The sequence below is a fragment of the Pantoea sp. DY-5 genome, from assembly GCF_019795955.1.
In the GTDB taxonomy this organism is placed as follows: domain Bacteria; phylum Pseudomonadota; class Gammaproteobacteria; order Enterobacterales; family Enterobacteriaceae; genus Pantoea; species Pantoea leporis.
Genome location: NZ_JAIMIE010000002.1, coordinates 161,293 through 182,213 on the forward strand (window position 1 = coordinate 161,293; position 20,921 = coordinate 182,213).

The 20,921-nt window shown below is 56.2% G+C and carries 18 protein-coding genes and 1 other RNA gene; 6 read left to right on the top strand and 13 right to left on the bottom strand.

The window, feature by feature from the left end; genetic code table 11:
* Nucleotides 1-70: 70 nt before the first annotated feature.
* From K5Y30_RS08940 to K5Y30_RS08975, 8 genes are all read right to left on the bottom strand, one after another.
* The gene (locus K5Y30_RS08940; RefSeq protein WP_222185532.1) at nt 71-814 is read right to left on the bottom strand and encodes an SDR family oxidoreductase; all 744 of its coding nucleotides are present in this window, start codon (nt 812-814) and stop codon (nt 71-73) included.
* 185 nt (nt 815-999) lie between these two features.
* Nucleotides 1,000-3,873: an aminomethyl-transferring glycine dehydrogenase gene (gene gcvP / locus K5Y30_RS08945; RefSeq protein ID WP_210082042.1), complete on the bottom strand. Its 2,874-nt coding sequence runs from the start codon at nt 3,871-3,873 to the stop codon at nt 1,000-1,002.
* 99 nt (nt 3,874-3,972) lie between these two features.
* Entirely contained in the window at nt 3,973-4,359 is a 387-nt protein-coding gene (gene gcvH, locus K5Y30_RS08950) for a glycine cleavage system protein GcvH (protein ID WP_110867991.1), read from the bottom strand.
* Between the two features lie 23 nt (nt 4,360-4,382).
* Nucleotides 4,383-5,480, bottom strand: a complete 1,098-nt coding sequence (gene gcvT / locus K5Y30_RS08955; RefSeq protein WP_222211076.1) for a glycine cleavage system aminomethyltransferase GcvT — start codon at nt 5,478-5,480, stop codon at nt 4,383-4,385.
* A gap of 422 nt (nt 5,481-5,902) precedes the next feature.
* Nucleotides 5,903-7,105 (bottom strand): FAD-dependent 2-octaprenylphenol hydroxylase, encoded by a 1,203-nt coding sequence (gene ubiI, locus K5Y30_RS08960; protein WP_222211078.1) that lies wholly within the window; start codon nt 7,103-7,105, stop codon nt 5,903-5,905.
* A gap of 20 nt (nt 7,106-7,125) precedes the next feature.
* On the bottom strand, nt 7,126-8,304 hold the full coding sequence (ubiH, locus tag K5Y30_RS08965; protein WP_222211080.1) for a 2-octaprenyl-6-methoxyphenyl hydroxylase: 1,179 nt from the start codon (nt 8,302-8,304) through the stop codon (nt 7,126-7,128).
* Nucleotides 8,301-9,623 carry a Xaa-Pro aminopeptidase gene (gene pepP, locus K5Y30_RS08970; RefSeq protein ID WP_222211082.1) on the bottom strand — a complete coding sequence of 441 codons (1,323 nt, stop codon included), beginning with the start codon at nt 9,621-9,623 and terminating at the stop codon, nt 8,301-8,303. The genes ubiH and pepP overlap by 4 nt, the downstream gene beginning before the upstream one ends.
* Before the next feature lie 50 nt (nt 9,624-9,673).
* Complete coding sequence (locus K5Y30_RS08975) at nt 9,674-10,255, bottom strand: YecA family protein (RefSeq protein ID WP_101761948.1); 582 nt, start codon at nt 10,253-10,255, stop codon at nt 9,674-9,676.
* A gap of 170 nt (nt 10,256-10,425) precedes the next feature.
* Here K5Y30_RS08975 and zapA point away from each other — a divergent pair, with 170 nt between their 5' ends.
* From zapA to K5Y30_RS08990, 3 genes are all read left to right on the top strand, one after another.
* A complete protein-coding gene (gene zapA / locus K5Y30_RS08980) occupies nt 10,426-10,755 on the top strand; it encodes a cell division protein ZapA (RefSeq protein WP_007890288.1) in 330 nt (109 codons plus the stop codon).
* A 40-nt stretch (nt 10,756-10,795) separates the two neighbouring features.
* Nucleotides 10,796-10,979, top strand: a non-coding RNA gene (gene ssrS / locus K5Y30_RS08985) — 6S RNA.
* Nucleotides 10,980-11,059: 80 nt separating this feature from the next.
* The gene (locus K5Y30_RS08990) at nt 11,060-11,656 is read left to right on the top strand and encodes a 5-formyltetrahydrofolate cyclo-ligase (protein ID WP_137386396.1); all 597 of its coding nucleotides are present in this window, start codon (nt 11,060-11,062) and stop codon (nt 11,654-11,656) included.
* Between the two features lie 38 nt (nt 11,657-11,694).
* On the opposite strand, the gene serA is transcribed toward K5Y30_RS08990, so the two are convergent.
* Both serA and rpiA read right to left on the bottom strand, forming a co-directional pair.
* A complete protein-coding gene (serA, locus tag K5Y30_RS08995) occupies nt 11,695-12,933 on the bottom strand; it encodes a phosphoglycerate dehydrogenase (RefSeq protein ID WP_222185525.1) in 1,239 nt (412 codons plus the stop codon).
* A 279-nt stretch (nt 12,934-13,212) separates the two neighbouring features.
* Nucleotides 13,213-13,872, bottom strand: coding sequence for a ribose-5-phosphate isomerase RpiA (gene rpiA / locus K5Y30_RS09000; protein ID WP_222211084.1), 660 nt, complete (start codon nt 13,870-13,872; stop codon nt 13,213-13,215).
* 181 nt (nt 13,873-14,053) lie between these two features.
* Here rpiA and K5Y30_RS09005 point away from each other — a divergent pair, with 181 nt between their 5' ends.
* Nucleotides 14,054-14,959, top strand: coding sequence for a LysR family transcriptional regulator ArgP (locus tag K5Y30_RS09005; protein WP_008108259.1), 906 nt, complete (start codon nt 14,054-14,056; stop codon nt 14,957-14,959).
* An 87-nt stretch (nt 14,960-15,046) separates the two neighbouring features.
* On the opposite strand, the gene K5Y30_RS09010 is transcribed toward K5Y30_RS09005, so the two are convergent.
* Complete coding sequence (locus K5Y30_RS09010; RefSeq protein ID WP_222185523.1) at nt 15,047-15,775, bottom strand: oxidative stress defense protein; 729 nt, start codon at nt 15,773-15,775, stop codon at nt 15,047-15,049.
* A 217-nt stretch (nt 15,776-15,992) separates the two neighbouring features.
* On the opposite strand from K5Y30_RS09010, the gene K5Y30_RS09015 reads away from it, so the two are divergent.
* Nucleotides 15,993-17,300, top strand: coding sequence for an MFS transporter (locus tag K5Y30_RS09015; RefSeq protein ID WP_222211086.1), 1,308 nt, complete (start codon nt 15,993-15,995; stop codon nt 17,298-17,300).
* On the opposite strand, the gene K5Y30_RS09020 is transcribed toward K5Y30_RS09015, so the two are convergent.
* Complete coding sequence (locus tag K5Y30_RS09020) at nt 17,287-17,985, bottom strand: transcriptional regulator (protein WP_101761942.1); 699 nt, start codon at nt 17,983-17,985, stop codon at nt 17,287-17,289. The two genes, K5Y30_RS09015 and K5Y30_RS09020, sit on opposite strands and share 14 nt — an antisense overlap.
* 57 nt (nt 17,986-18,042) lie before the next feature.
* Between K5Y30_RS09020 and K5Y30_RS09025 the strand changes: the two genes are divergently transcribed.
* Nucleotides 18,043-20,301 carry an FAD-dependent oxidoreductase gene (locus K5Y30_RS09025; RefSeq protein ID WP_370634194.1) on the top strand — a complete coding sequence of 753 codons (2,259 nt, stop codon included), beginning with the start codon at nt 18,043-18,045 and terminating at the stop codon, nt 20,299-20,301.
* Here K5Y30_RS09025 and argO read toward each other — a convergent pair.
* Nucleotides 20,298-20,921, bottom strand: a complete 624-nt coding sequence (argO, locus tag K5Y30_RS09030) for an arginine exporter ArgO (protein ID WP_222211089.1) — start codon at nt 20,919-20,921, stop codon at nt 20,298-20,300. The genes K5Y30_RS09025 and argO overlap by 4 nt on opposite strands.

The window sequence follows — 20,921 nt, forward strand, 5'->3', positions numbered from 1 at the left end:
GGTCGCCATGCATGGCGACACTTCGCACGGATACTGTTTTATGGGGTCGGTATTGATACCGGCTTGGTGATTATCGTCCGCCAGCCGCATCAATAAAGGTGCCCGTCACGTAAGACGCCGCATCGCTCGCCAACCAGACAATCGCTGCAGCAATCTCTTCTGCCTGGCCGCCGCGTCCCATTGGCAATGCGCTCGCCAGGCGATCGACTCGACCCGGCTCGCCGCCATCGGCGTGCATGTCGGTATAGATAAGGCCAGGACGCACGCTGTTGACGCGAATGCCTTGCGATGCCACTTCCAGCGACAACCCTTTAGTCAGCGTATCCATCGCCCCTTTTGAGGCGGCGTAATCCACATATTCGCCTGGCGCACCGAGACGTGACGCAGCGGATGACACATTGACGATGGCGCCCCCTTTGCCGCCATGATGCGTGCCCATGCGTTTTACCGCCTCACGACAGCAGATGAACGTGCCGGTGACATTGGTGGCGAACACGCGCTGAATACGTTCGGCATCCAGATCTTCCACCCGACATTGGGTAAACAAAATACCGGCATTATTCACCAGCACTCGCAGCGCGCCCTTTTGCTGATCCAATTCGGCAAACATACGTATGACCTGCGCTTCATCGCCAATATCGGCCTGCAGCGCAAACGCACTGCCGCCCTGCGCTTCAATCTCTGCCACCACGCTTGCCGCTTCGGCTGCACGCTGACGATAGTTGATCGCCACGCGATAACCCGCCTGCGCCAGCGATAGTGCGGTTGCGCGTCCAATGCCGCGACTACCGCCGGTAATCAAAGCCAGATCCATTTTTGCCTCCACAAAAAAGGGCCGAACAATCGGCCCTTTCATAAATATCACCCGCTACTTTAGCCTAAATAATTTGAGATACAGCAAGGCGGCAAGTTCATTCATCCCCGGGAGCTTACATCAGTAAGTGACCGGGGTGAATGAGCGCAGCCAACGCCGCTGTGGCTCAAAGTATGACGGCTAAATTATTGGTATTCGCTCATTGGTACACACGAACAGAAGACATTGCGATCGCCAAATACATCATCCAGACGTTTCACCGTCGGCCAGTATTTATTGGCGCTACCGGCCGGGAATACGGCCAGCTCACGGGTATACGGATGCGCCCAGTCGCCGACGATTTCTGTCTGCGTGTGCGGTGCGTTCACCAGCGGGTTATCTTCCAGCGGCCATTCGCCATCGGCAACGCGATCGATTTCCATGCGGATGGCCAGCATCGCATCGATAAAGCGATCCAGCTCGATTTTGCTTTCTGATTCCGTGGGTTCAACCATCAGCGTACCCGCCACCGGGAATGACATGGTTGGCGCGTGGAAGCCGTAATCGATTAGACGTTTAGCAATATCCAGCTCGCTGATACCGGTCTGCTCTTTCAGCGGACGAATGTCGAGAATACATTCGTGCGCCACGCGGCCATCGCGGCCGGCATACAGAATCGGATAGGCCGATTGCAGACGGCTGGCAATGTAATTGGCGTTCAGGATCGCCACCGAACTCGCTTGCTTCAGACCTTCTGCGCCCATCATACGGATATACATCCAGCTGATTGGCAGAATCGATGCGCTACCAAACGGTGCGGCAGAAACCGCGCCTTGCTGCGTCAGCACGCCATCAATTTGCACCACGCTGTGACCCGGCACGAACGGTGCCAGATGCGCTTTAACACCGATTGGCCCCATACCCGGACCGCCACCGCCGTGCGGGATACAGAAGGTTTTGTGCAGGTTAAGGTGCGATACATCCGCGCCGATGTAACCTGGCGTGGTGATACCGACCTGCGCATTCATGTTGGCGCCGTCGAGATACACCTGGCCGCCGTGCTGATGCACGATCTGGCACACCTCGCGGATGGTTTCTTCATAAACGCCGTGTGTTGACGGATAGGTCACCATGATGCACGACAGCTGCTCACCCACCTGCGCGGCTTTCTCACGCAGATCGCCAAGATCGATGTTGCCTTGTTTATCACACGCCACCACCACAACTGACATGCCCGCCATCTGCGCCGATGCCGGATTGGTGCCGTGCGCCGAGCTCGGGATCAGGCAAACATTACGGCCGCCTTCGTTACGACTTTCGTGGTAACGACGAATCGCCAGCAGGCCGGCGTATTCGCCCTGCGCACCTGAGTTGGGCTGCATGCACAGCGCATCGTAGCCAGTCAACTGCACCAGCCATTGCGACAACTGGCCAATCATCTGCAGATAACCCGACGCCTGCTCAGCCGGGCAGAATGGATGCAGTTCGGCAAATTCCGGCCAGGTGATTGGAATCATCTCCGCCGCGGCGTTAAGTTTCATGGTGCACGAACCGAGTGGGATCATTGCCTGGTTCAGCGCCAAATCTTTTTTCTCCAGGCTGTGCATGTAGCGCATCATCTCAGTTTCGCTGTGATGACGGTTGAACACCGGGTGCGTCAGGAAGGCGCTTTCACGCACCTGACCAGCCGGAATCGCACTGTTTTCCGCAGCAACAGCGGCATCCAGCGCATCAATGTCCTGACCGTGCGCATCGCCCAGCAGAATGGCGAACAGCGCCAGCACATCTTCACGGGCGGTGGTTTCATCCAGCGTAATGCCAACCGCATTGTGGATATCGCTGCGCAGGTTGACGCCGAAGCTCTGCGCGCGGTTCAGCACCGCCGCTTTATCGGCCACTTCAACCGTCAGCGTATCGAACCAGCTGTTGTGGCGCAGCTTGAGGCCACCATTTTGCAGGCCCGCGGCCAGAATGCTGGTCAGACGGTGAATACGTGAGGCAATGCGTTTCAGGCCAACCGGACCGTGATACACCGCGTAGAGACCGGCGATATTCGCCAGCAGCACCTGCGATGTACAGATGTTGGAGTTGGCTTTCTCACGACGAATATGTTGCTCGCGGGTTTGCATCGCCATACGCAGCGCGGTGTTCCCGGCGGCATCGCGCGATACACCAATAATGCGACCAGGCATCGAGCGTTTGTGCTCGTCGCGGCTGGCGAAGAACGCGGCGTGTGGTCCGCCGTAACCCATCGGCACGCCGAAACGCTGGGCAGAACCAAAGACGATATCTGCGCCCTGCTTGCCTGGCGCCTCTAGCTGCACCAGCGCCATGAAATCTGCGGCTACGCTCACCACCACTTTGCGGCTTTTCAGCTCGGCAATCAGTGAGCGGTAATCGTGCACTTCACCGTGCGTACCCACCTGTTGCAGCAACACGCCGAACAGATCATCGTGATCCAGCGCCTTGTCAGCACGATCAATAATCAGTTCAAAACCAAAGGTTTCTGCGCGGGTGCGCACCACATCCAGCGTCTGTGGGTGGATGTCATCGGCGATGAAGAATTTGGTGGCGGTTTTCAGTTTGCTAACGCGCCTGGCCATCGCCATTGCTTCAGCAGCAGCGGTCGCTTCGTCCAGCAGTGACGCGGAAGCGATGTCCAGACCGGTCAGATCCAGCGTCAGAGTTTGGAAGTTGAGCAGCGCCTCAAGACGGCCCTGCGACACTTCTGGCTGATACGGCGTATACGCGGTGTACCAGCCTGGATTTTCCAGCATATTGCGCAGGATGACGGGCGGCGTGATCACCGCACTGTAGCCCATGCCGATCCAGGATTTATAGCGTTGGTTCTGACTGGCAATGGCTTTCAGCTCTGCCAGCGCTTGCTGCTCGGTCGCCGCAATGCCTACTGCAGGCGGGCCTGGCAGTTGGATGTCGGCAGGCACAATAGAACTGATCAATGATGAGAGCGAACTGGCACCAATCGCTTCCAGCATTAAGGCCTGTTGTTCCGGCGTAGGACCGATGTGGCGCTCAATGAAAGCACCGTTGTGTTCAAGCTGGCTGAGAGTCTGGGTCATTTGCAGTAAATCCTGAATCGGGCTGGGTTACAAAAATGGCGTTAAATCAGGCAGATAAAAAAGAAGGCGACGCAGCGCGCCACCTTCTGCCACTACCGGTTACTCGTCGATTGCGGCTTTATAGGCATCGGCATCCAGCATCGCGTCGAGTTCTGATTCGTCGCTGGCTTTGATGCGGAACAGCCAACCATCGGCGTACGGCGCGCTGTTCACCAGCTCTGGCGAATCGCCCAGATTGTCGTTCACCGCCACAATCTCACCGCTCAGTGGCGCGTAGATGTCTGAAGCCGCTTTCACCGACTCCGCAACGGCGCAGTCATCTCCGGCCGCGAAGGTGGCACCGACGTCTGGCAGATCGACAAACACCATATCGCCCAGCAGTTCCTGTGCGTGTTCGGTGATACCCACAGTGAAGGTGCCGTCGGCTTCTTTACGGACCCATTCGTGGCTATCGCGGTATTTCAATTCATTTGGCACATTGCTCATTGGCCATTTCTCCTGAAAAAAAATTACTGGGCAACCGGCTTACCGGCGCGAACAAAAATCGGTTTGGTAACTTTCACGGGCATTTCACGGTTGCGGATTTCCACAATCGCCTGCTCACCAATGCCGGCTGGCACACGCGCCAGCGCGATGCTGTAACCCAGGGTTGGTGAGAAGGAACCACTGGTAATAATACCTTGCTGCGGCTGACCTTGTTGATCGGTGAAGCGCACCGTTAACCCGTTACGCAGCACCCCTTTTTCGGTCATCACCAGGCCAACCAGCTGTTCGGTGCCGTGCTCGCGCTGCGCTTGCAGAGCATCACGGCCAATGAAATCGCGATCGGCAGGTTCCCAACTGATGGTCCAGCCCATATTGGCGGCGAGCGGCGAAACGCCCTCATCCATCTCCTGACCGTACAGGTTCATGCCCGCTTCCAGACGCAGCGTGTCACGCGCACCGAGTCCAGCCGGTTTAACGCCTGCGGCCAACAGCTGCTGCCAGAAAGCGGCGGCTTCAGTCGCTGGCATGGCAATCTCATAACCCGCTTCGCCGGTGTAGCCGGTGGTAGCGATAAACAGGTTTTCGGCCTGCACGCCAAAGAAGGGTTTCATGCCGGCAACGGCATCACGCTGAGCGGCGCTCAACAGCGTTTGTGCTTTCTGCTGCGCGTTTGGACCTTGCACCGCAATCAGCGCCAGATCGTCACGTTCGGTCAGCTCAACGCCAAACGGCTGCGCATGCTGTTTAATCCAGGCTAAATCTTTCTCTCGCGTAGCGGAGTTCACCACCAGACGGAAGAAATCTTCGCTCATAAAGTAAACAATCAAATCATCAATGACGCCAGCAGAGGCATTCAACATGCCGGTATACAGGGCTTTGCCCGGCTGGGTGAGCTTGGCGACATCGTTTGCCAGCAGATAGCGCAGGAATTCGCGGGTGCGTGCGCCGTGCAGATCGACGATGGTCATGTGGGAAACATCAAACATGCCGGCATCGTTACGCACCGCGTGATGCTCATCCATTTGCGAGCCGTAATGCAGCGGCATCATCCAGCCGTGGAAGTCCACCATGCGTGCACCACATGCCTGATGCTGTTCGAATAGAGGCGTTTGCTGAGTCATAACCATCCTGTAAAGACAAGTGAGTGTGACGCGCCTGCGTCGCCTAATGAGGCTGACGCAAACGTTCTCTTTGTGCTGAAGTTATCACCTAATGTGGCAATTAACCATGAGGAAAACGAGGGCGAAACACTACCACCTTTCATCAAATCATCGAACAACGCCCAGCATAAATCACTGCATTATTGTGATTAGCCTCGCACAAAATACGACTAAATTACTTTCATGCAGCAAATTGAGGGAATACACGCCACAGGATTAAGAAATGGTCCGGCATGCGCAGGGCTATGACATGAATTAATCTAATGCGAATTAAGGCGTCAAATTAGAATAAATCAAACGAGGCGCGATCGCGGTGCATCGCTGCATCATTGGGGTGCAGCAAAGAAAAACGGCGCCCAATGGGGCGCCGTCAGCTGAGATGATTAGCGTATCCATCTGGGTAGATCGTTAAGCCCCATCGCCTGTTTCAGCATCAGCGGTTTAACGCCAGGTAACGTGTCGGCGAGCTTGAGGCCAACATCACGCAGCAGCTTTTTCGCGGGATGGGTGCCGGCAAACAGCTCGCGAAAACCCTGCATCCCCGCCAGCATCATCGCCGCACTGTGCTTGCGGCTGCGCTCATAGCGACGCAGATAGAGATGCTGACCAATGTCTTTGCCTTCCAGATGCAATCGACGAATTTCACCAATTAATTCAGCCGCATCCATAAAGCCGAGATTTACGCCCTGCCCGGCCAGCGGATGGATGGTGTGGGCGGCATCGCCGACCAGCGCCAAACGGTGCGCGGCAAAATTACGCGCATAACGTGCCGTCAACGGGAAGGTTTTACGTTCACTCTCGACCTGACACAAGCCAAGACGCATATCAAACGCCACCGACAGCTGCTGATTAAATAGCGCTTCCGGCATTGATTGCAGGCGTGCCGCTTCCTGCGGCGCGAGCGACCAGACGATCGAGCATAAGTGTGGATCCTGCATCGGCAGGAACGCCAGAATACCGTCGCCGTGAAACACCTGACGCGCAATCGCATCATGCGGCATATCGGTGCGGATGTTCGCCACCAGCGCGTGATGCTCGTAATCCCAGAAAGTCAGCGGGATATCCGCTTTATCGCGTAGCCACGAATTCGCGCCGTCGGCCGCCACCAGCAAACGTGCGCTCATCATGCTGCCATCCTGCAACGTAATGAAGGCTTCGTTGTCGCCAAACGCCACTTGCTGCAGCTGCGCCGGGGCAAACAGCGCGATATCGCTGCTCTGACTGGCGCGCTGCCACAACGCGCTGTGAATCACTTCGTTTTCAATAATATGGCCAAGATGCGATAAACCCTGCTGCTCGTCATCAAAGCTGATTGAGCCGAAGCTGTCCTGATCCCACACTTCCATGCCGTGATAGGCGCTGGCGCGCAGCGCCAGAATGCTCGACCACACATCGAGCTTTTGCAGCAGACGTTCACTGGCAGCGTTGATGGCGGAGACGCGAATCGACGCATTGGCCGCCGGATCAAACTGTGGCTCGGGTGCTTTTTCCAGCACGGCAACGCGTAAGCCGCTGCCTTGAAGTCCGCAGGCGACGGCCAAACCCACCATGCCGCCTCCGGCAATTGCCACATCAAAAGTTTGCATTGCTGCCCCTTAATTCGTGCTTAACGCTTAACCCAGCCGAGCGTGCGCGCGGCAAGTGGATTCCGTAGCCAAGGCAGATGGTCCATCGCCACCAGCCCAAGATTTCGTCCTGCTACCAACGGCGCATAGCGGTTAGCAAACAGTCGGACTAAACCGTCAGTGACGCCAACAGTGGCGGCACGATCGGGCTGACGTCGCGCGGCAAAATGCTGTAATACCGCGAAACTGCCGGGATCTTTCTGCTGACGATATGCGCCTGCCAGCGTTTCCGCCAGCGACATCACATCACGCAGACCCAGGTTGAAGCCTTGTCCGGCGATTGGATGCAGCGTTTGCGCCGCGTTGCCCACCAGCGCCAGACGATGTGTCACCTGACGTTCAGCGGTTTGCAGCGCCAGCGGATAATGCTCGCGTTGACCGGTATGCGTGAAGCGCCCCAGACGCCAGCCGAATGCGCGCTGCAGTTCTTGCAGGAAGGTCGCATCATCCCACTGCTTAATCGTTGCTTGCGCCTCAAGCGGGTGGCACCACACCAGCGACATGCGGTTGCCGGACATCGGCAACAGCGCCAGCGGGCCGTATTCGGTAAAGCGCTCAAAGGCGCGGCAATGATGCGGCAACTGCGTCGACACGTTGGCGATAACCGCCAACTGCTGATAATCGTCGCGTTGCCAGGTGATACCGCAGGACGCGCCTAAAGGTGAACGCGAACCGTCGGCGGCCACCAGTAATGCGCCTGCCAGCTGTTCGCCGCTGTTCAACATCACCTGCACATTATCCGCCGTACGCGCTACCGAAGTTACATGATCCGGGCAGCGCAGCGTGACGCCTGACGCTTTTTGCAGGCGTTGAAACAGCCGCTGGCCGACATCAAACAGTTCAACCACCTGACCGAGCGCAGGCAACTGATGATCTTGCGCTTTAAGCGAAACGAAGCCGGTATGACCGCGATCGGAAACGTGAATATCGGTGATGGGCGTGGCGCTATCGGCCAGCGAGCGCCACAGATCGATATCTGCTAACTGCTGACAGGTGCCAGCCGCCAGGGCAATCGCCCGTCCGTCAAAGCCAGGATGTGCGCGGCTGTCGGGCTGGCTGCGCTCAATCAGAGTAACCGGCAGTTGGCCTTGCGTCAGATGTGAAATCGCCAGCGCCAGAGTCGCACCGGTCATGCCGCCGCCGGCAATCAAAATGCTCATGCGTGACGTGCCGCCGCCATCAAGGCTTCAATTGCGTCAGCGTCTTTGACTACGCTGTCGGTGAGATTTTCGTTGCCGTCGGCGGTGATGACGATGTCATCTTCGATGCGAATGCCAATGCCGCGATATTGTGGCGGTACTTTTGCATCTGGCGCGATATACAAGCCAGGCTCAACCGTCAGTACCATGCCGGGCTCAAGCACGCGGTCGCGGCTTGTCGTGCCGTAATGGCCGACATCGTGCACATCCAGCCCCAGCCAGTGACTCAAACCGTGCATGAAGAAAGGACGATGCGCCTGCTCTTCAAACAGCGTATCGATATTGCCATCCAGAATGCCGAGATCGACCAGGCCGGTAATCATAATACGCACCACCTCGTCGTTGACGTCATGGATGCTGATGCCCGGACGGAACATCGACAACGCTTTGTTGAGCGAAACCAGCACGATGTCGTAGATGGCGCGCTGCGGCTCGCTGAAGGTGCCGTTGACCGGGAAGGTGCGGGTGATATCGCCCGCGTAGCCGTGGAATTCACAGCCTGCGTCAATCAGCACTAAGTCGCCATCGCGCATTTCCGATTCGTTTTCGGTGTAGTGCAGAATACAGCCGTTTTCGCCGGAACCGACAATGGTGTTGTACGAGGGGAAACGCGCGCCGTGGCGATTGAATTCGTGATGAATTTCGCCTTCAAGCTGATATTCAAACATGCCCGGACGACAGGCTTGCATCGCTCGCGTGTGCGCCAGCGCGCTGATTTTTCCGGCGCGGCGCAGAATCTCAATCTCTTCTGCGCTTTTGAACAGGCGCATGTCGTGCACCCACGGACGCCAGTCGGTAACTGTGTCGGGCGCGCTAAGGTTTTGACGGAAGCCGCGACGCAGTTTGTCCAGCGCGCTGAACACCAGCTGATCGGCTTCTGCGTATTCGCCCTGCGCGTGGTAAACCACATCCAGGCCGTTGAGCAGTTGATGCAGCTGCTCGCCGAGGTCATCCCACGGCAAAGCGCGATCGACTCCCAGTTTCGCCGGTGCGGCATCCTGGCCAAGGCGGCGACCAAACCAGATTTCGGCCGTCAGGTCTCGCACGCGATTGAACAGCACGCTGTGATTGTGCTTATCATCACTTTTGATTAAGACCAGCAGCGCCTGCGGTTCATTAAAACCGGTGAAGTACCAGAAGTCGCTGTTTTGACGAAAGCTGTATTCGGTGTCGTTGCTGCGCGTCACTTCAGGTGCAGCAAAAATTAACGCCGCACTGCCTGGCGCCATGCGGGCAATCAGCGCCTGACGACGTTGTTGAAACGTATCCAAGGTAATCATGTTTGCACTCCCTGTTGAAGACGGGCCACAACGCACCCGCATTGACGCGCTTAATGTAGCGTAGGTTTCTGTACTTCTGGTGCCGTTGGCTGATGCGGACGCGTGAAGGTGTCATGGCACAGCAGAGCGGCAACGCGCACGTACTCAATCACCTCTTCGAGTGACTGCTCCAGCTCTTCCTGATCTTCATCTTCGTCATAGCCAAGTTGTGCGATAGTGCGCAGATCGTCAATCGCTTCGCCAGTTTCGCCGGTCACTTTCTCCAGCTTCGGCTGCGTGACACCCAAACCGAGCAGGAAGTGGTTTACCCAACCGGCCAGCGCATCCGCGCGATCGAATACCGTGATGTCATCGTCTTCCGGCAACATCAGCTGGAACATAAAACCTTCGTCTTCCAGCGTGGTCGCCAGGCTTTCATGCAGCGCCTGCAGCGGCTGAGACAGGCTCTGCGAAAACGCCATGCCTTCGTTGGTGAGATCGTGAACCATGGTTTTCCAGCTGGTATCCTGATTGCCGCCGCACAGAATCCCGGAAAGGAGACCATGCATTTCGGCTGGCGTCATGCCCACGCCCTGCTGTGAAAGGGCCGCGGCCAGCGCGTTGTAACTCGGCGTTGCGTTCTGTAAAGACATAAGCTTTGGTCGTCGTTGGCAGAATAAGTTCGTGTTATGCTACCACCAGGTGCCTCTGGGTTTCCAGAAAAGGGGTTGTAACTTATAACTCGGGTATATATAGTTTCGCACCTCCCAACCCATTGACCGGTAAGGGAGATGCGATCGAAGTAATCAGTTAGGATGGTGGCATGTCTGCACAACCAGTAGATATTCAAATTTTTGGTCGTTCGTTAAGAGTGAATTGCCCGCCTGAACAGCAAGATGCGCTGAATCTGGCCGCAGAGGATCTCAATCAACGGTTGCAAGATTTAAAAGTTCGCACTAGAGTCACCAATACAGAGCAACTGGTGTTCATCGCCGCGTTAAACATCTGCCACGAGTTGGCACAAGAGAAAGGTAAGACGCGCGACTATGCAGCAAACATGGAACAACGTATCCGCATGCTGCAGCAGACCATTGAACAAGCGTTAGTAGAGCAAGGTCGCATAACTGACCGCCAGGGCCCTAATTTTGAATAAAGCTTCATGGTCACTCATGCTATAGTGACGGTGAAGTAAATTTTCTCTGAGATGTTTGCAAGCGGGCCAGTCCCCTGAGCCGATATTTCATACCAACAGAATGTGACGCTCCACAATTTGTGCGCATGCTCGGTCCGTCCGAGAAGCCTAATAGTTGTGACGGCATGTTCACCTTGAACCAAGGGTTCAAGGGTTACAGCCTGCGGCGGCATCTCGGAGATCTCCATTTAGTAGCAAGTCTGTTTCCCCGGTTCGCATGATATAATCGCTTTTAAGAAGCGATTATTCCGGGGATTTAGATATCATGCCAGCGCCCTCCCTTCTCGACCGTCAAGACATCCGTCAGCATGTGCGCCATTTGCGCCGTAATCTCACGTCTGAGCAACAGGAACAAGCCGCCGATCAGTTGGCTGAACACGCCATCAACATTGCACCGATCGCTAATGCCCAACGCATTGCGCTGTTTTTATCTGTCGATGGAGAGATCAACACCCGCCCGCTGATCGCCAAACTTTGGCAGCAAAAAAAGCAGGTTTACTTACCGGTGCTTCATCCCTTCTCGCCGGGCAATCTGCTGTTTATCCGTTACACGCCAGAAACGCCACTCGCGCCAAATAAACTTCGCATCCCGGAACCGCCGCTGGATATCACGCAACTGGCCACGCTGGATCAGCTGGATGTGATGCTGGTGCCGCTGGTAGCGTTTGACTATGCTGGCCAACGTTTGGGAATGGGTGGCGGATTCTACGATCGCACGCTGCAAAACTGGCAGCAGCATGGTTTTCTGCCGGTGGGCATCGCACATGATTGTCAGCGCGTAGAAGCATTGCCGGTTGCCGCCTGGGATGTGCCGCTCCCCGCGATACTGACGCCATCGAAACTGTGGCAGTGGGAAGCGTGAGCAGGAAAAACAAAGGGCGCCAATGGCGCCCTGTTTAATCAGTACAGCAGACGGGCGCGGATAGTGCCCGGAATCGCCTTCATCGCCTGCAGCGCTTTATCCGCTGCATCCTGCTCAGCATCAATATCGATCACCACGTAGCCCATAATTGGCGTGGTTTGCAGATATTGCGCGGCGATGTTGATGCCCTGCTCGGCAAAAATCTGGTTGATAGCGGTCAGCACACCCGGACGGTTTTCATGAATGTGCAGCAGACGGCTAGCACTTGCCGCATGCATCGGCAGTGAAACTTCCGGGAAGTTAACCGCAGACAGCGTAGAACCGTTGTCGGAGTATTTCGCCAGCTTGCCAGCCACTTCGATACCGATGTTTTCCTGCGCTTCCTGCGTTGAACCACCAATGTGCGGCGTCAGGATCACGTTATCGAACTCGCACAGCGGTGAGTTAAACGGATCGCTGTTAGTAGCAGGCTCGACCGGGAAGACGTCGATAGCGGCACCGGACAGATGTTTATTCGCCAGGGCATCACACAGCGCCGGAATATCGATCACGGTACCGCGCGCGGCGTTGATCAGCAGCGCGCCTGGCTTCATTAACGCCAGCTCTTCGGCACCAATCATGTTCTGAGTGGATTGCGTTTCAGGAACGTGCAGACTCACTACGTCGCTCATGTTGAGCAGCTCGGAGAGATGACGCACCTGAGTGGCGTTACCCAGCGGCAGCTTGCTTTCGATATCGTAGAAGAACACATGCATACCGAGGCTCTCTGCCAGCACACCCAGCTGCATGCCGATGTGGCCGTAACCGATGATGCCCAGTTTCTTGCCGCGTGCTTCAAACGAACCGTTGGCGACTTTATTCCAGATGCCACGGTGCGCTTTGGCGTTGGCTTCCGGAATGCCACGCAGCATTAGCAGCATTTCGCCAATCACCAGCTCTGCAACAGAACGGGTGTTGGAGAACGGCGCGTTGAACACCGGCACACCGCGTTTCGCCGCTGCAGCGAGATCAACCTGGTTGGTACCGATACAGAAGCAGCCGACTGCTACCAGCTTTTCAGCGGCAGCAAAGATCTCTTCAGTCAGTTGGGTACGGGAACGGATACCAATGAAGTGCGCATCGCGGATGGAGGATTTCAGCGACTCCGCATCCAGCGCCCCTTTGTGAAACTCGATGTTGGTGTAGCCTGCTGCACGCAGGTTTTCCAGCGCACTCTGGTGAACGCCTTCCACCAGCAGGAACTTAATCTTGTCTTTTTCCAGTGATACCTTTGCCATTTCCCGACCCTATTCAGAATTCAATGAGGACTACCATAAGGTAGCCTTCTGTCAAAATATCAAAAATTTCGTGCGCAGCAATACAAACGATTGCCTGGGAGCCAGCACGCGCCCACGCGGAGACAGCACAATGCCGTACAAAATCGTGACATCCTTAATGGACGAAGTACGAACTTACTGCTGATGAAGCTTTTGTGACATAAGTCACCAAATTTCAGCCTGGTGAGAAAAGATGTTTTGCGGATGGAAATAACCGGCGCATCACGCGCGCCGGACAGATCATTTTACGATGGTTTTGACGCCGTCAGCGGTGCCAATCAGCGCGACATCGGCACCACGTCCCGCAAACAGGCCAACGGTCACCACGCCCGGCAGCGCATTGATGGTTTTTTCCAGCTCGATGGGATCGAGAATACGCAGATTATGCACGTCGAGAATAATGTTGCCGTTGTCGGTAATGACGTTCTGGCGATACTCCGGCAAGCCGCCGAGTTTGACCAGTTCACGCGCCACATACGAACGCGCCATCGGAATCACTTCAACCGGCAGCGGGAAATGGCCCAGCACATCGACTTCTTTCGATGCATCGGCAATACAGATGAATTTCTTCGCCACCGCTGCAACGATTTTCTCACGCGTCAGCGCTGCGCCACCGCCTTTGATCATCTGCATCTGCGGATTGATTTCATCGGCGCCATCTACATAAACCGACAGCTCATCAATTTCGTTGAGATCGAAGACGTGAATGCCCAACGCTTTCAGTTTCTCCGTCGAGGCTTCCGAACTGGAAACCGCGCCTTCAATCTGATTCTTCATGGTGCCGAGTGCATCAATGAAATGCGCTGCCGTTGAGCCCGTACCTACACCGACAATGGTGCCGGGCTCTACGAACTGCAGGGCTGCCCAACCTACCGCTTTTTTCAGTTCATCCTGGGTCATGGTATGTTTAAAACCTGTGCGACATCGAAGTGCGCGTAGTATAAAACAAGGCGCTGTAAAAAAGCGCGACTGTTAGACAGCCGATTTAACGCTTTGGAAGCCAGCCCGCAAAAATGAGCCGCAGCACAATTTGACAGTTTTATGGCATAGTAACGTCCACCCTGAACGAGAGAGAACAACAATGAAACGCCCGGATTATCGAACGCTTCAGGCGCTGGATGCTGTGATTCGCGAGCGCGGCTTTGAGCGTGCGGCACAAAAACTCTGCATCACCCAATCGGCGGTTTCGCAGCGTATTAAACAGCTGGAAAATTTATTTGGTCAGCCGCTGCTGGTGCGCACCGTGCCGCCGCGTCCGACCGAGCAGGGACAAAAATTACTGGCGTTGTTGCATCAGGTTGAGCTGCTGGAAGAGGAGTGGCTGGGTGATGATAACGGTGGAACCACTCCGCTGTTGCTGTCGCTGGCTGTCAACGCCGACAGTCTGGCAACCTGGCTGCTACCCGCGCTGAAAGACGTGCTGGCCGATTCGCCAGTGCGCCTGAATTTGCAGGTGGAAGATGAAACCCGCACTCAGGAACGTCTGCGTCGCGGTGAAGTGGTCGGCGCGGTGAGTATTCAGCCGCAGCCGCTGCCGAGCTGTCTGGTGGATCAACTGGGCGCGCTCGATTATCTGTTCTGCGCATCACCTGATTTTGCTGCACGCTATTTCCCGAACGGCGTGACGCGCTCTGCGCTGCTGAAAGCGCCGGCGGTGGCGTTTGACCATCTGGATGATATGCATCAGGCGTTTTTACAGCAGAACTTTGACCTGTCGCCGGGCAGCGTGCCCTGCCACATCGTCAACTCGTCAGAAGCCTTTGTGCAGCTGGCGCGTCAGGGTTCGGTGTGCTGTATGATTCCGCATCTGCAGATTGAGCGCGAGTTGGCGCAAGGTGAACTGGTGGATTTGACGCCAGGCCTGTATCAGCGTCGTATGCTGTACTGGCACCGCTTTGCGCCTGAAAGTCGTTTGATGCGCAGCGTCACCGACGCGCTGATTGCGCACGGACATCGTGTGCTGCGTCAGGATGTGTTGCCCGTTTAAGCAATGCGTTGCATATGATTGCAGGTGCGCATCAATGCGCACCCAATAACCGTAGGGTCGCCATTCATGGCGACCTGAATTAAAGTTTTACGGCGTATTCGGTTTGATTTCGAATACCACATCCACCTGATCGTCAAAGTGAATGCTCTGCTGCTCGTAAGTTTGCTGCGCGGTGGTATCAGCAGGTGCAGCGGCGGCTTTATACATGCGCGCCATCGGCATCGGTTGATAGTTCGCAACGTGATAGCGGATGCTGTAAACCGAACCTAACTTAGCGTTAAACCCTTCTGCCAGCGCGTTCGCCTGCTGCGTAGCATTCGCGATGGCCACTTTACGCGCCTTCTCTTTATAGCTGTCCGGATTCGCCACACCTAACTCGACCGAACGAATTTCATTCAGGCCAGATTTTAATGCGCCATCCAACAGCTCGTTGAGTTTGTCCAGCTGGCGCAGCGTCACCTGTACCTGACGCTCGGCACGATAGCCTTTCAGTACCGATTTGCCATCTTTGGTGTAATCGTATTCCGGCTGCGTGCTGAGGTTTGCCGCATCAATATCTTTTTTCTCGATGCCGTTCTTTTGCAGGAAATCGAAATATTGCGCCACGCGGTCATCAGCTTGTTTCTTCGCTTTTGCCGCGTCTTTCGACGAAACATTCACCACAATAGCGAGCGTCGCGAGATCTGGCGTGGCATCAACGCTTGCCTGTCCAGAAGTCACCACATGCGGTCCATTCGGCAATTCGCCTGCCTGAACTAAACCGGAAAGTGCGCCCGTGCTCATTACGGCGGCTAGCACCAGTGCTTTCAGTTTCACGAAAGTCCTCCTTGAGAGATTCAATTTGCAGGTCGCCATTATGGCTAAACCTAAAACACATTAACATGTGTGCTTATCTGATTAGTAAACGGCTCAAAAGTTCGAGCAATCTCCTTTTAAACGTAGCCGCGATCGCAAATTTAGCGGTACAGATTCGCCAAAAAAACACTTAAACGTTTCTATTAAAGAAACACCTCTGAGTTCGGGAGAGTTGCCAATGACAGAACAGCCGCTTAGCCAAACTGCCGTTAGCGTTCGCGCGGGACGCACGCGCTTTCTGATGCTCGGTCTGGTGTTTATTAACATCATTATCAACTACATGGATCGTACTAACTTGTCGGTTGCTGCTACAGCAATCGCCGGTGAACTGCGCTTCACGCCGATGGAAATGGGATTGATCTTCTCTGCTTTCGGCTGGATCTACGCTGCGCTGCAAATCCCCGGCGGCTTCCTCATCGATCGCCTGGGTGCGCGCGTGGTCTATGGCATCGGTTTGTTTGCCTGGTCGCTGATCACCGCGCTGCATGCGCTTGCCAGCAGCTTTGGCGCGCTGTTTGGTCTGCGGCTCGGCGTCGGCGCCTTTGAAGCGCCAGTGATGCCCTCCAACAATCGGGTGATCTCCAGCTGGTTTCCGGAGCAAGAGCGCGCCAGTGCCATCGGCATTTACTCCTCAGCGCAGTTTGTCGGCCTGGCGTGTATGACGCCGCTGCTGTTTCATCTGCAGGATGCTTTTGGCTGGCGCGGACTGTTTTTGATCACCGGACTTGCGGGGATGATTTGGGCGCTGGTGTGGTATTGGCTCTACCGCGAGCCGAATCAGCATCAAGGCGTGTCAAAAGCTGAGCTCAGCTATCTGCGTGACAACGGTGCGCTGCTGGAGAGTCGACAAAATTCGCAGCAGCCCATAGCGCGCTGGGGCGATTTGGCGCAGATGTTCCGCAGTCGTAAATTGGTCGGCATCTATATTGGCCAGTTCACCATTTCCGCCACCTTCTGGTTCTTCCTCACCTGGTTCCCAACTTATCTGGTGGAGTATCGCCACATGGGCTTCATCAGAAGCGGTTATGTGGCTTCGGTGCCCTACTTCGCCGCCTTTTGCGGCGTGCTGCTGGCCGGATTTGCCTCGGATCGCATGATACGTCGTGGCGTCTCCGCCAGCGTGGCGCGCAAACTGCCGGTGATCCTCGGCCTGTTCCTGACGCTGTTTATCCTTGGTGCCAATTACACCGACGATTCCACGCTGATTATCCTGTTTATGTCGCTGGCGTTCTTCGGCAACGGCCTGGCGACCATTACGTGGGTGTTTGTCACGGCGCTGGCACCGCGCCACTTGATTGGTCTGGCGGGCGGCGTATTTAACTTTACCGGTGCGCTGTCATCCATCGTGGTGCCGATTGCCATTGGTGCGTTAATCGACGGCGATAACTTCGCGCCAGCCCTGGCATTTATCGCCGTGCTGGCCGCGATTGGCATCTGCAGTTACCTGTTTATTGTCGGGAAAATCGATCATGTTAGCGCGGGGTGAACACGGTTTGCGCCAGCGATTGCAACTGTTGCAGGCGCTGCGCGAGGTGCGCCTCATCGTCCTGCCAGATTTTGGCGAACGCCAATGCCGCGCGATTGTGATCAATCGGCTGCGCCATGCTGATTTCGCCATCATCGCGATGCCAGATCAGGTAACCCTCAGCACGCTTACGCGCCAGCAGCGGCGCGATTTGCAGCCACTGTTCTTCGCTAAAACGCGGGCGCAGCGCCTCGTCACTTTCCGCCGCCAGCAACGACACGCCAATCACCGATTGCCACGCGGGCAGCATACGGAAACCGGCCAGCGCCTGGCTGGCGTTGATGCGTTCACCGGGTTCCGAGTGCCAGATATAGATCACCTGATCCTCCCACAGCACGCCCAGCGCCACCACGATATCGCGCGGCGCGTGGCGTTCCAGCTGCGGCAACGCCTGCGCGAACAGCGAAGATCCGCGAATCGCCTGTGCCGCCAGCGCGTGAATACCGGGGCCAGGCAGATAGCGTCGATGCTCATCCTGCGTCGTCAGTCCAATCGACGCCATGGTCATCAGCAGTCGATTCACACGCGTGCTGTTCATCCCCATCTGGCGCGCCAGTTCACGGCAACCCACGGCCTTGTCACTGGACACCAGATATTGCAGACAGCGAATACCGTCAATCAGGCTTTGGTTCGGTTGAGAAGACATAGATCACCTGCGGCGGGCAAACTCCAATCTTAGCCTTAGAGTCAGAGGAATGAAATGATGCAGACTTTCTCTACGCAAAATGAGCGCCACTTTCCGCAACAACGACTACAAGCGGAGTTACTGATCGTCGGCGGTGGACTGGCGGGCGTGTGTGCCGCGCTGGCCGCCGCACGCGATGGCCTTGATGTGGTGCTGATTCAGGATCGCCCGGTGCTGGGCGGCAACGCCTCCAGCGAAGTGCGCTTGTGGGCCAACGGTGCGACCTCACACATGGGCAATAACAATCGCTGGGCGCGCGAAGGCGGCATCATGGGCGAGATCATGGAGGAGAACCTGTGGCGCAATAAAGAGGGCAATCCGGTACTGTTCGATATGGTGCTGCTGGACATCGTACAGGCGCAGCCCGGCCTGACTTTGCTGCTCAATACGGTGGTGACCGATATCGAAAAATCTGGCCGCCGTTTGCTGTCAGTGCAGGCGTTTAACGCCATTAATCAAACGCGTTATCGGGTTTCGGCTACACAATTTATCGATGCCAGCGGCGATGGCGTATTGGGCTATCTGGCCGGTGCGGCGCATCGCGTGGGCGCGGAATCGGTGGAGGAGTTTGGCGAGAAGATGGCGCCGGGCGAGAATTTCGGCCACAAGCTCGGTCATTCCATTTACTTCTACACCAAGCGCACGGCACAACCGATACGCTTCGTTGCGCCCTCTTTCGCACTGAAAGAGATCACCGCCATTCCGCGCTATAAACGGCTGAGTTCAGAGCTGAACGGCTGCGATTTATGGTGGCTGGAATGGGGCGGACGGCTCGATACCGTGCATGAGAGCGAAACCATCAAGTGGGAACTGTGGAAAATTGTCTGGGGCGTGTGGGATTACATTAAAAACTCCGGGGAATTTCCCGATGCCGATAACCTCACCATCGAATGGGTGGGCCTGATTCCCGGCAAGCGCGAGAGCCGGCGTTTTCTCGGCGAGACGATGCTGTGCCAACAGGACATCATCGAACAACGCGACCACTATGATGCAGTAGCGTATGGTGGCTGGTCGATTGATCTGCATCCGGCCGACGGCGTCTACAGCGAACACGATGGCTGTCGTCAGTTCCACAGCAAAGGGACTTACACCATTCCCTTCCGCGCGCTCTACAGCCAGTCGCTGGACAATCTGCTGCTCACCGGCCGACTGATCTCCGCTACGCACGTCGCCTTTGGCAGCGCACGCGTCATGTGCACCTGCGGCGTGCTGGGCGAAGTGGTGGGCCGCGCGGCGGCGCTGTGCCAGCAACAGCAGATCACGCCCGCCGAACTGGCGCAGCCTGAGCGCGTTGGGCAGCTGCAGCAGCATCTGCTGCGTCAGGGTGCGTTTATTCCTCGACATCCGTTGGCCAACCCAGCGCGCGATGCGCATGTCATGGTGAGCAGCACCTTACAGTTGTGCGCCCTGCCTGCCGATGCCGGTTGGCAGCCGCTGAAATCCCGCTGTGCGTTACTGCTGCCGCTCAAAGCGGGCGAACGTTTGCCGCCAATCAGCGTGCAGCTGCGCGCCGCCAACACGCAGAAATTACAGGCATCGCTGCTCACCAGCGATAATCCGGCGAATACCTGCGGCGATTGTCATCTGGCCACGCAAAGCATCACGGTTACTGAACAAGGCACTTATCGACTGAACTTTGATTATCGCGCCGAATGTGATCGCTATCTGTTTATCGCCTTTGAGGAGAACGCTGCGATTGAGGTTGCATTAACCAGCCAGCGTTTGCCGGGCGTGATGATGGTGTTCAACAGTCTGAATACGCGCGTGGCGAAACGCACACGTCAGATTAACGATGGAGATTATGGCGTTGATGAGTTTGATTTCTGGCTGCCGCGCCGGGCTCCACAGCAAATCCTGCTGGCCTTTGCTCTGGAAAAGCCGCTGCAGCTTTGGCATCGCGATTATCTGCTCAACGGCAAGCTGCGCCCGGAACAGCACACCAATTGCTGGGTGCCGGCGCAGGATGACACGCATCCCAACGTCAGCTGGCATTGGAATGAACTGCAGCAGGCGAAACGCATTACCTTGCTGTTTGACAACGACTTCGACCATGCGATGGAAACGGTGCAAATGGGCCACACGCAGGCGGTCACGCCGCATTGCACCACGTATTATCGCGTATGGCTGGATGAGATGCTTTTAGCTGAAGTGACGGAAAATCATCACTCGCTGTGCCATCACATGCTGCCAGAAGGCGTGAGTTTTAGTCAGATTCGGCTGGAGTTGCTCGCCAGTGCGGGCGCGCTGCCCGCACTGTACGGACTACATCTGCATTAGAGAGCAGCAATGCCCTGACGCGCCAGCTGAATGGCGATAAACCACATCACGCCGCCGACCAGCAAATTGATAATGCGCTGCGCCCGCACGGTGCGCAGCCGCGGCGACAGCCACGCGGCCAATAGCGCCAGGCCGAAGAACCAGATGATTGACGCACTCACGGTGCCAAACGCAAACCAGCGACGCGCGTCTTCAGAGGGAAGCTGGCTACCGAGGCTGCCGAGCACCACAAAGGTGTCGAGATAGACATGCGGATTGAGCCAGGTGACCGCCAGAATGGTGGCGATGATACGCCAGCGCCCTTGCTTTATCTCCGCATCGGAAGCCAGCGACACATCACCTTGCCATGCACTGCGCAGCGCGCCCCAACCGTACCACAGCAAAAACGCCACGCCCGCCCAAGTGATCAGCATCAGTAAGAGAGGCGATTGATTCAGCAACGCGCTGCCGCCAAAAATCCCACCACAGATCAGCGCAATATCGCTAAGGGTACATAGCGATGCGGTCATCAGATGGTAATGGCGCTTAATGCCCTGATTCATCACAAAAGCATTTTGCGGGCCTAACGGCAAAATCAGCGCAGCACCAAGGGCAAGCCCTTGTAAATAAACAGATAACAC

What these genes read in the sequence shown, in the direction of transcription:
- K5Y30_RS08940 (WP_222185532.1), bottom strand. Translation starts at nt 814, where the DNA reads ATGGATCTGGCTTTGATTACCGGCGGTAGTCGCGGCATTGGACGCGCA.
- gcvP (WP_210082042.1), bottom strand. Translation starts at nt 3,873, where the DNA reads ATGACCCAGACTCTCAGCCAGCTTGAACACAACGGTGCTTTCATTGAG.
- gcvH (WP_110867991.1), bottom strand. Translation starts at nt 4,359, where the DNA reads ATGAGCAATGTGCCAAATGAATTGAAATACCGCGATAGCCACGAATGG.
- gcvT (WP_222211076.1), bottom strand. Translation starts at nt 5,480, where the DNA reads ATGACTCAGCAAACGCCTCTATTCGAACAGCATCAGGCATGTGGTGCA.
- ubiI (WP_222211078.1), bottom strand. Translation starts at nt 7,105, where the DNA reads ATGCAAACTTTTGATGTGGCAATTGCCGGAGGCGGCATGGTGGGTTTG.
- ubiH (WP_222211080.1), bottom strand. Translation starts at nt 8,304, where the DNA reads ATGAGCATTTTGATTGCCGGCGGCGGCATGACCGGTGCGACTCTGGCG.
- pepP (WP_222211082.1), bottom strand. Translation starts at nt 9,623, where the DNA reads ATGATTACCTTGGATACGTTTCAACAACGTCGTCAGGCGCTGATTGCC.
- K5Y30_RS08975 (WP_101761948.1), bottom strand. Translation starts at nt 10,255, where the DNA reads ATGTCTTTACAGAACGCAACGCCGAGTTACAACGCGCTGGCCGCGGCC.
- zapA (WP_007890288.1), top strand. Translation starts at nt 10,426, where the DNA reads ATGTCTGCACAACCAGTAGATATTCAAATTTTTGGTCGTTCGTTAAGA.
- K5Y30_RS08990 (WP_137386396.1), top strand. Translation starts at nt 11,060, where the DNA reads ATGCCAGCGCCCTCCCTTCTCGACCGTCAAGACATCCGTCAGCATGTG.
- serA (WP_222185525.1), bottom strand. Translation starts at nt 12,933, where the DNA reads ATGGCAAAGGTATCACTGGAAAAAGACAAGATTAAGTTCCTGCTGGTG.
- rpiA (WP_222211084.1), bottom strand. Translation starts at nt 13,872, where the DNA reads ATGACCCAGGATGAACTGAAAAAAGCGGTAGGTTGGGCAGCCCTGCAG.
- K5Y30_RS09005 (WP_008108259.1), top strand. Translation starts at nt 14,054, where the DNA reads ATGAAACGCCCGGATTATCGAACGCTTCAGGCGCTGGATGCTGTGATT.
- K5Y30_RS09015 (WP_222211086.1), top strand. Translation starts at nt 15,993, where the DNA reads ATGACAGAACAGCCGCTTAGCCAAACTGCCGTTAGCGTTCGCGCGGGA.
- K5Y30_RS09020 (WP_101761942.1), bottom strand. Translation starts at nt 17,985, where the DNA reads ATGTCTTCTCAACCGAACCAAAGCCTGATTGACGGTATTCGCTGTCTG.
- K5Y30_RS09025 (WP_370634194.1), top strand. Translation starts at nt 18,043, where the DNA reads ATGCAGACTTTCTCTACGCAAAATGAGCGCCACTTTCCGCAACAACGA.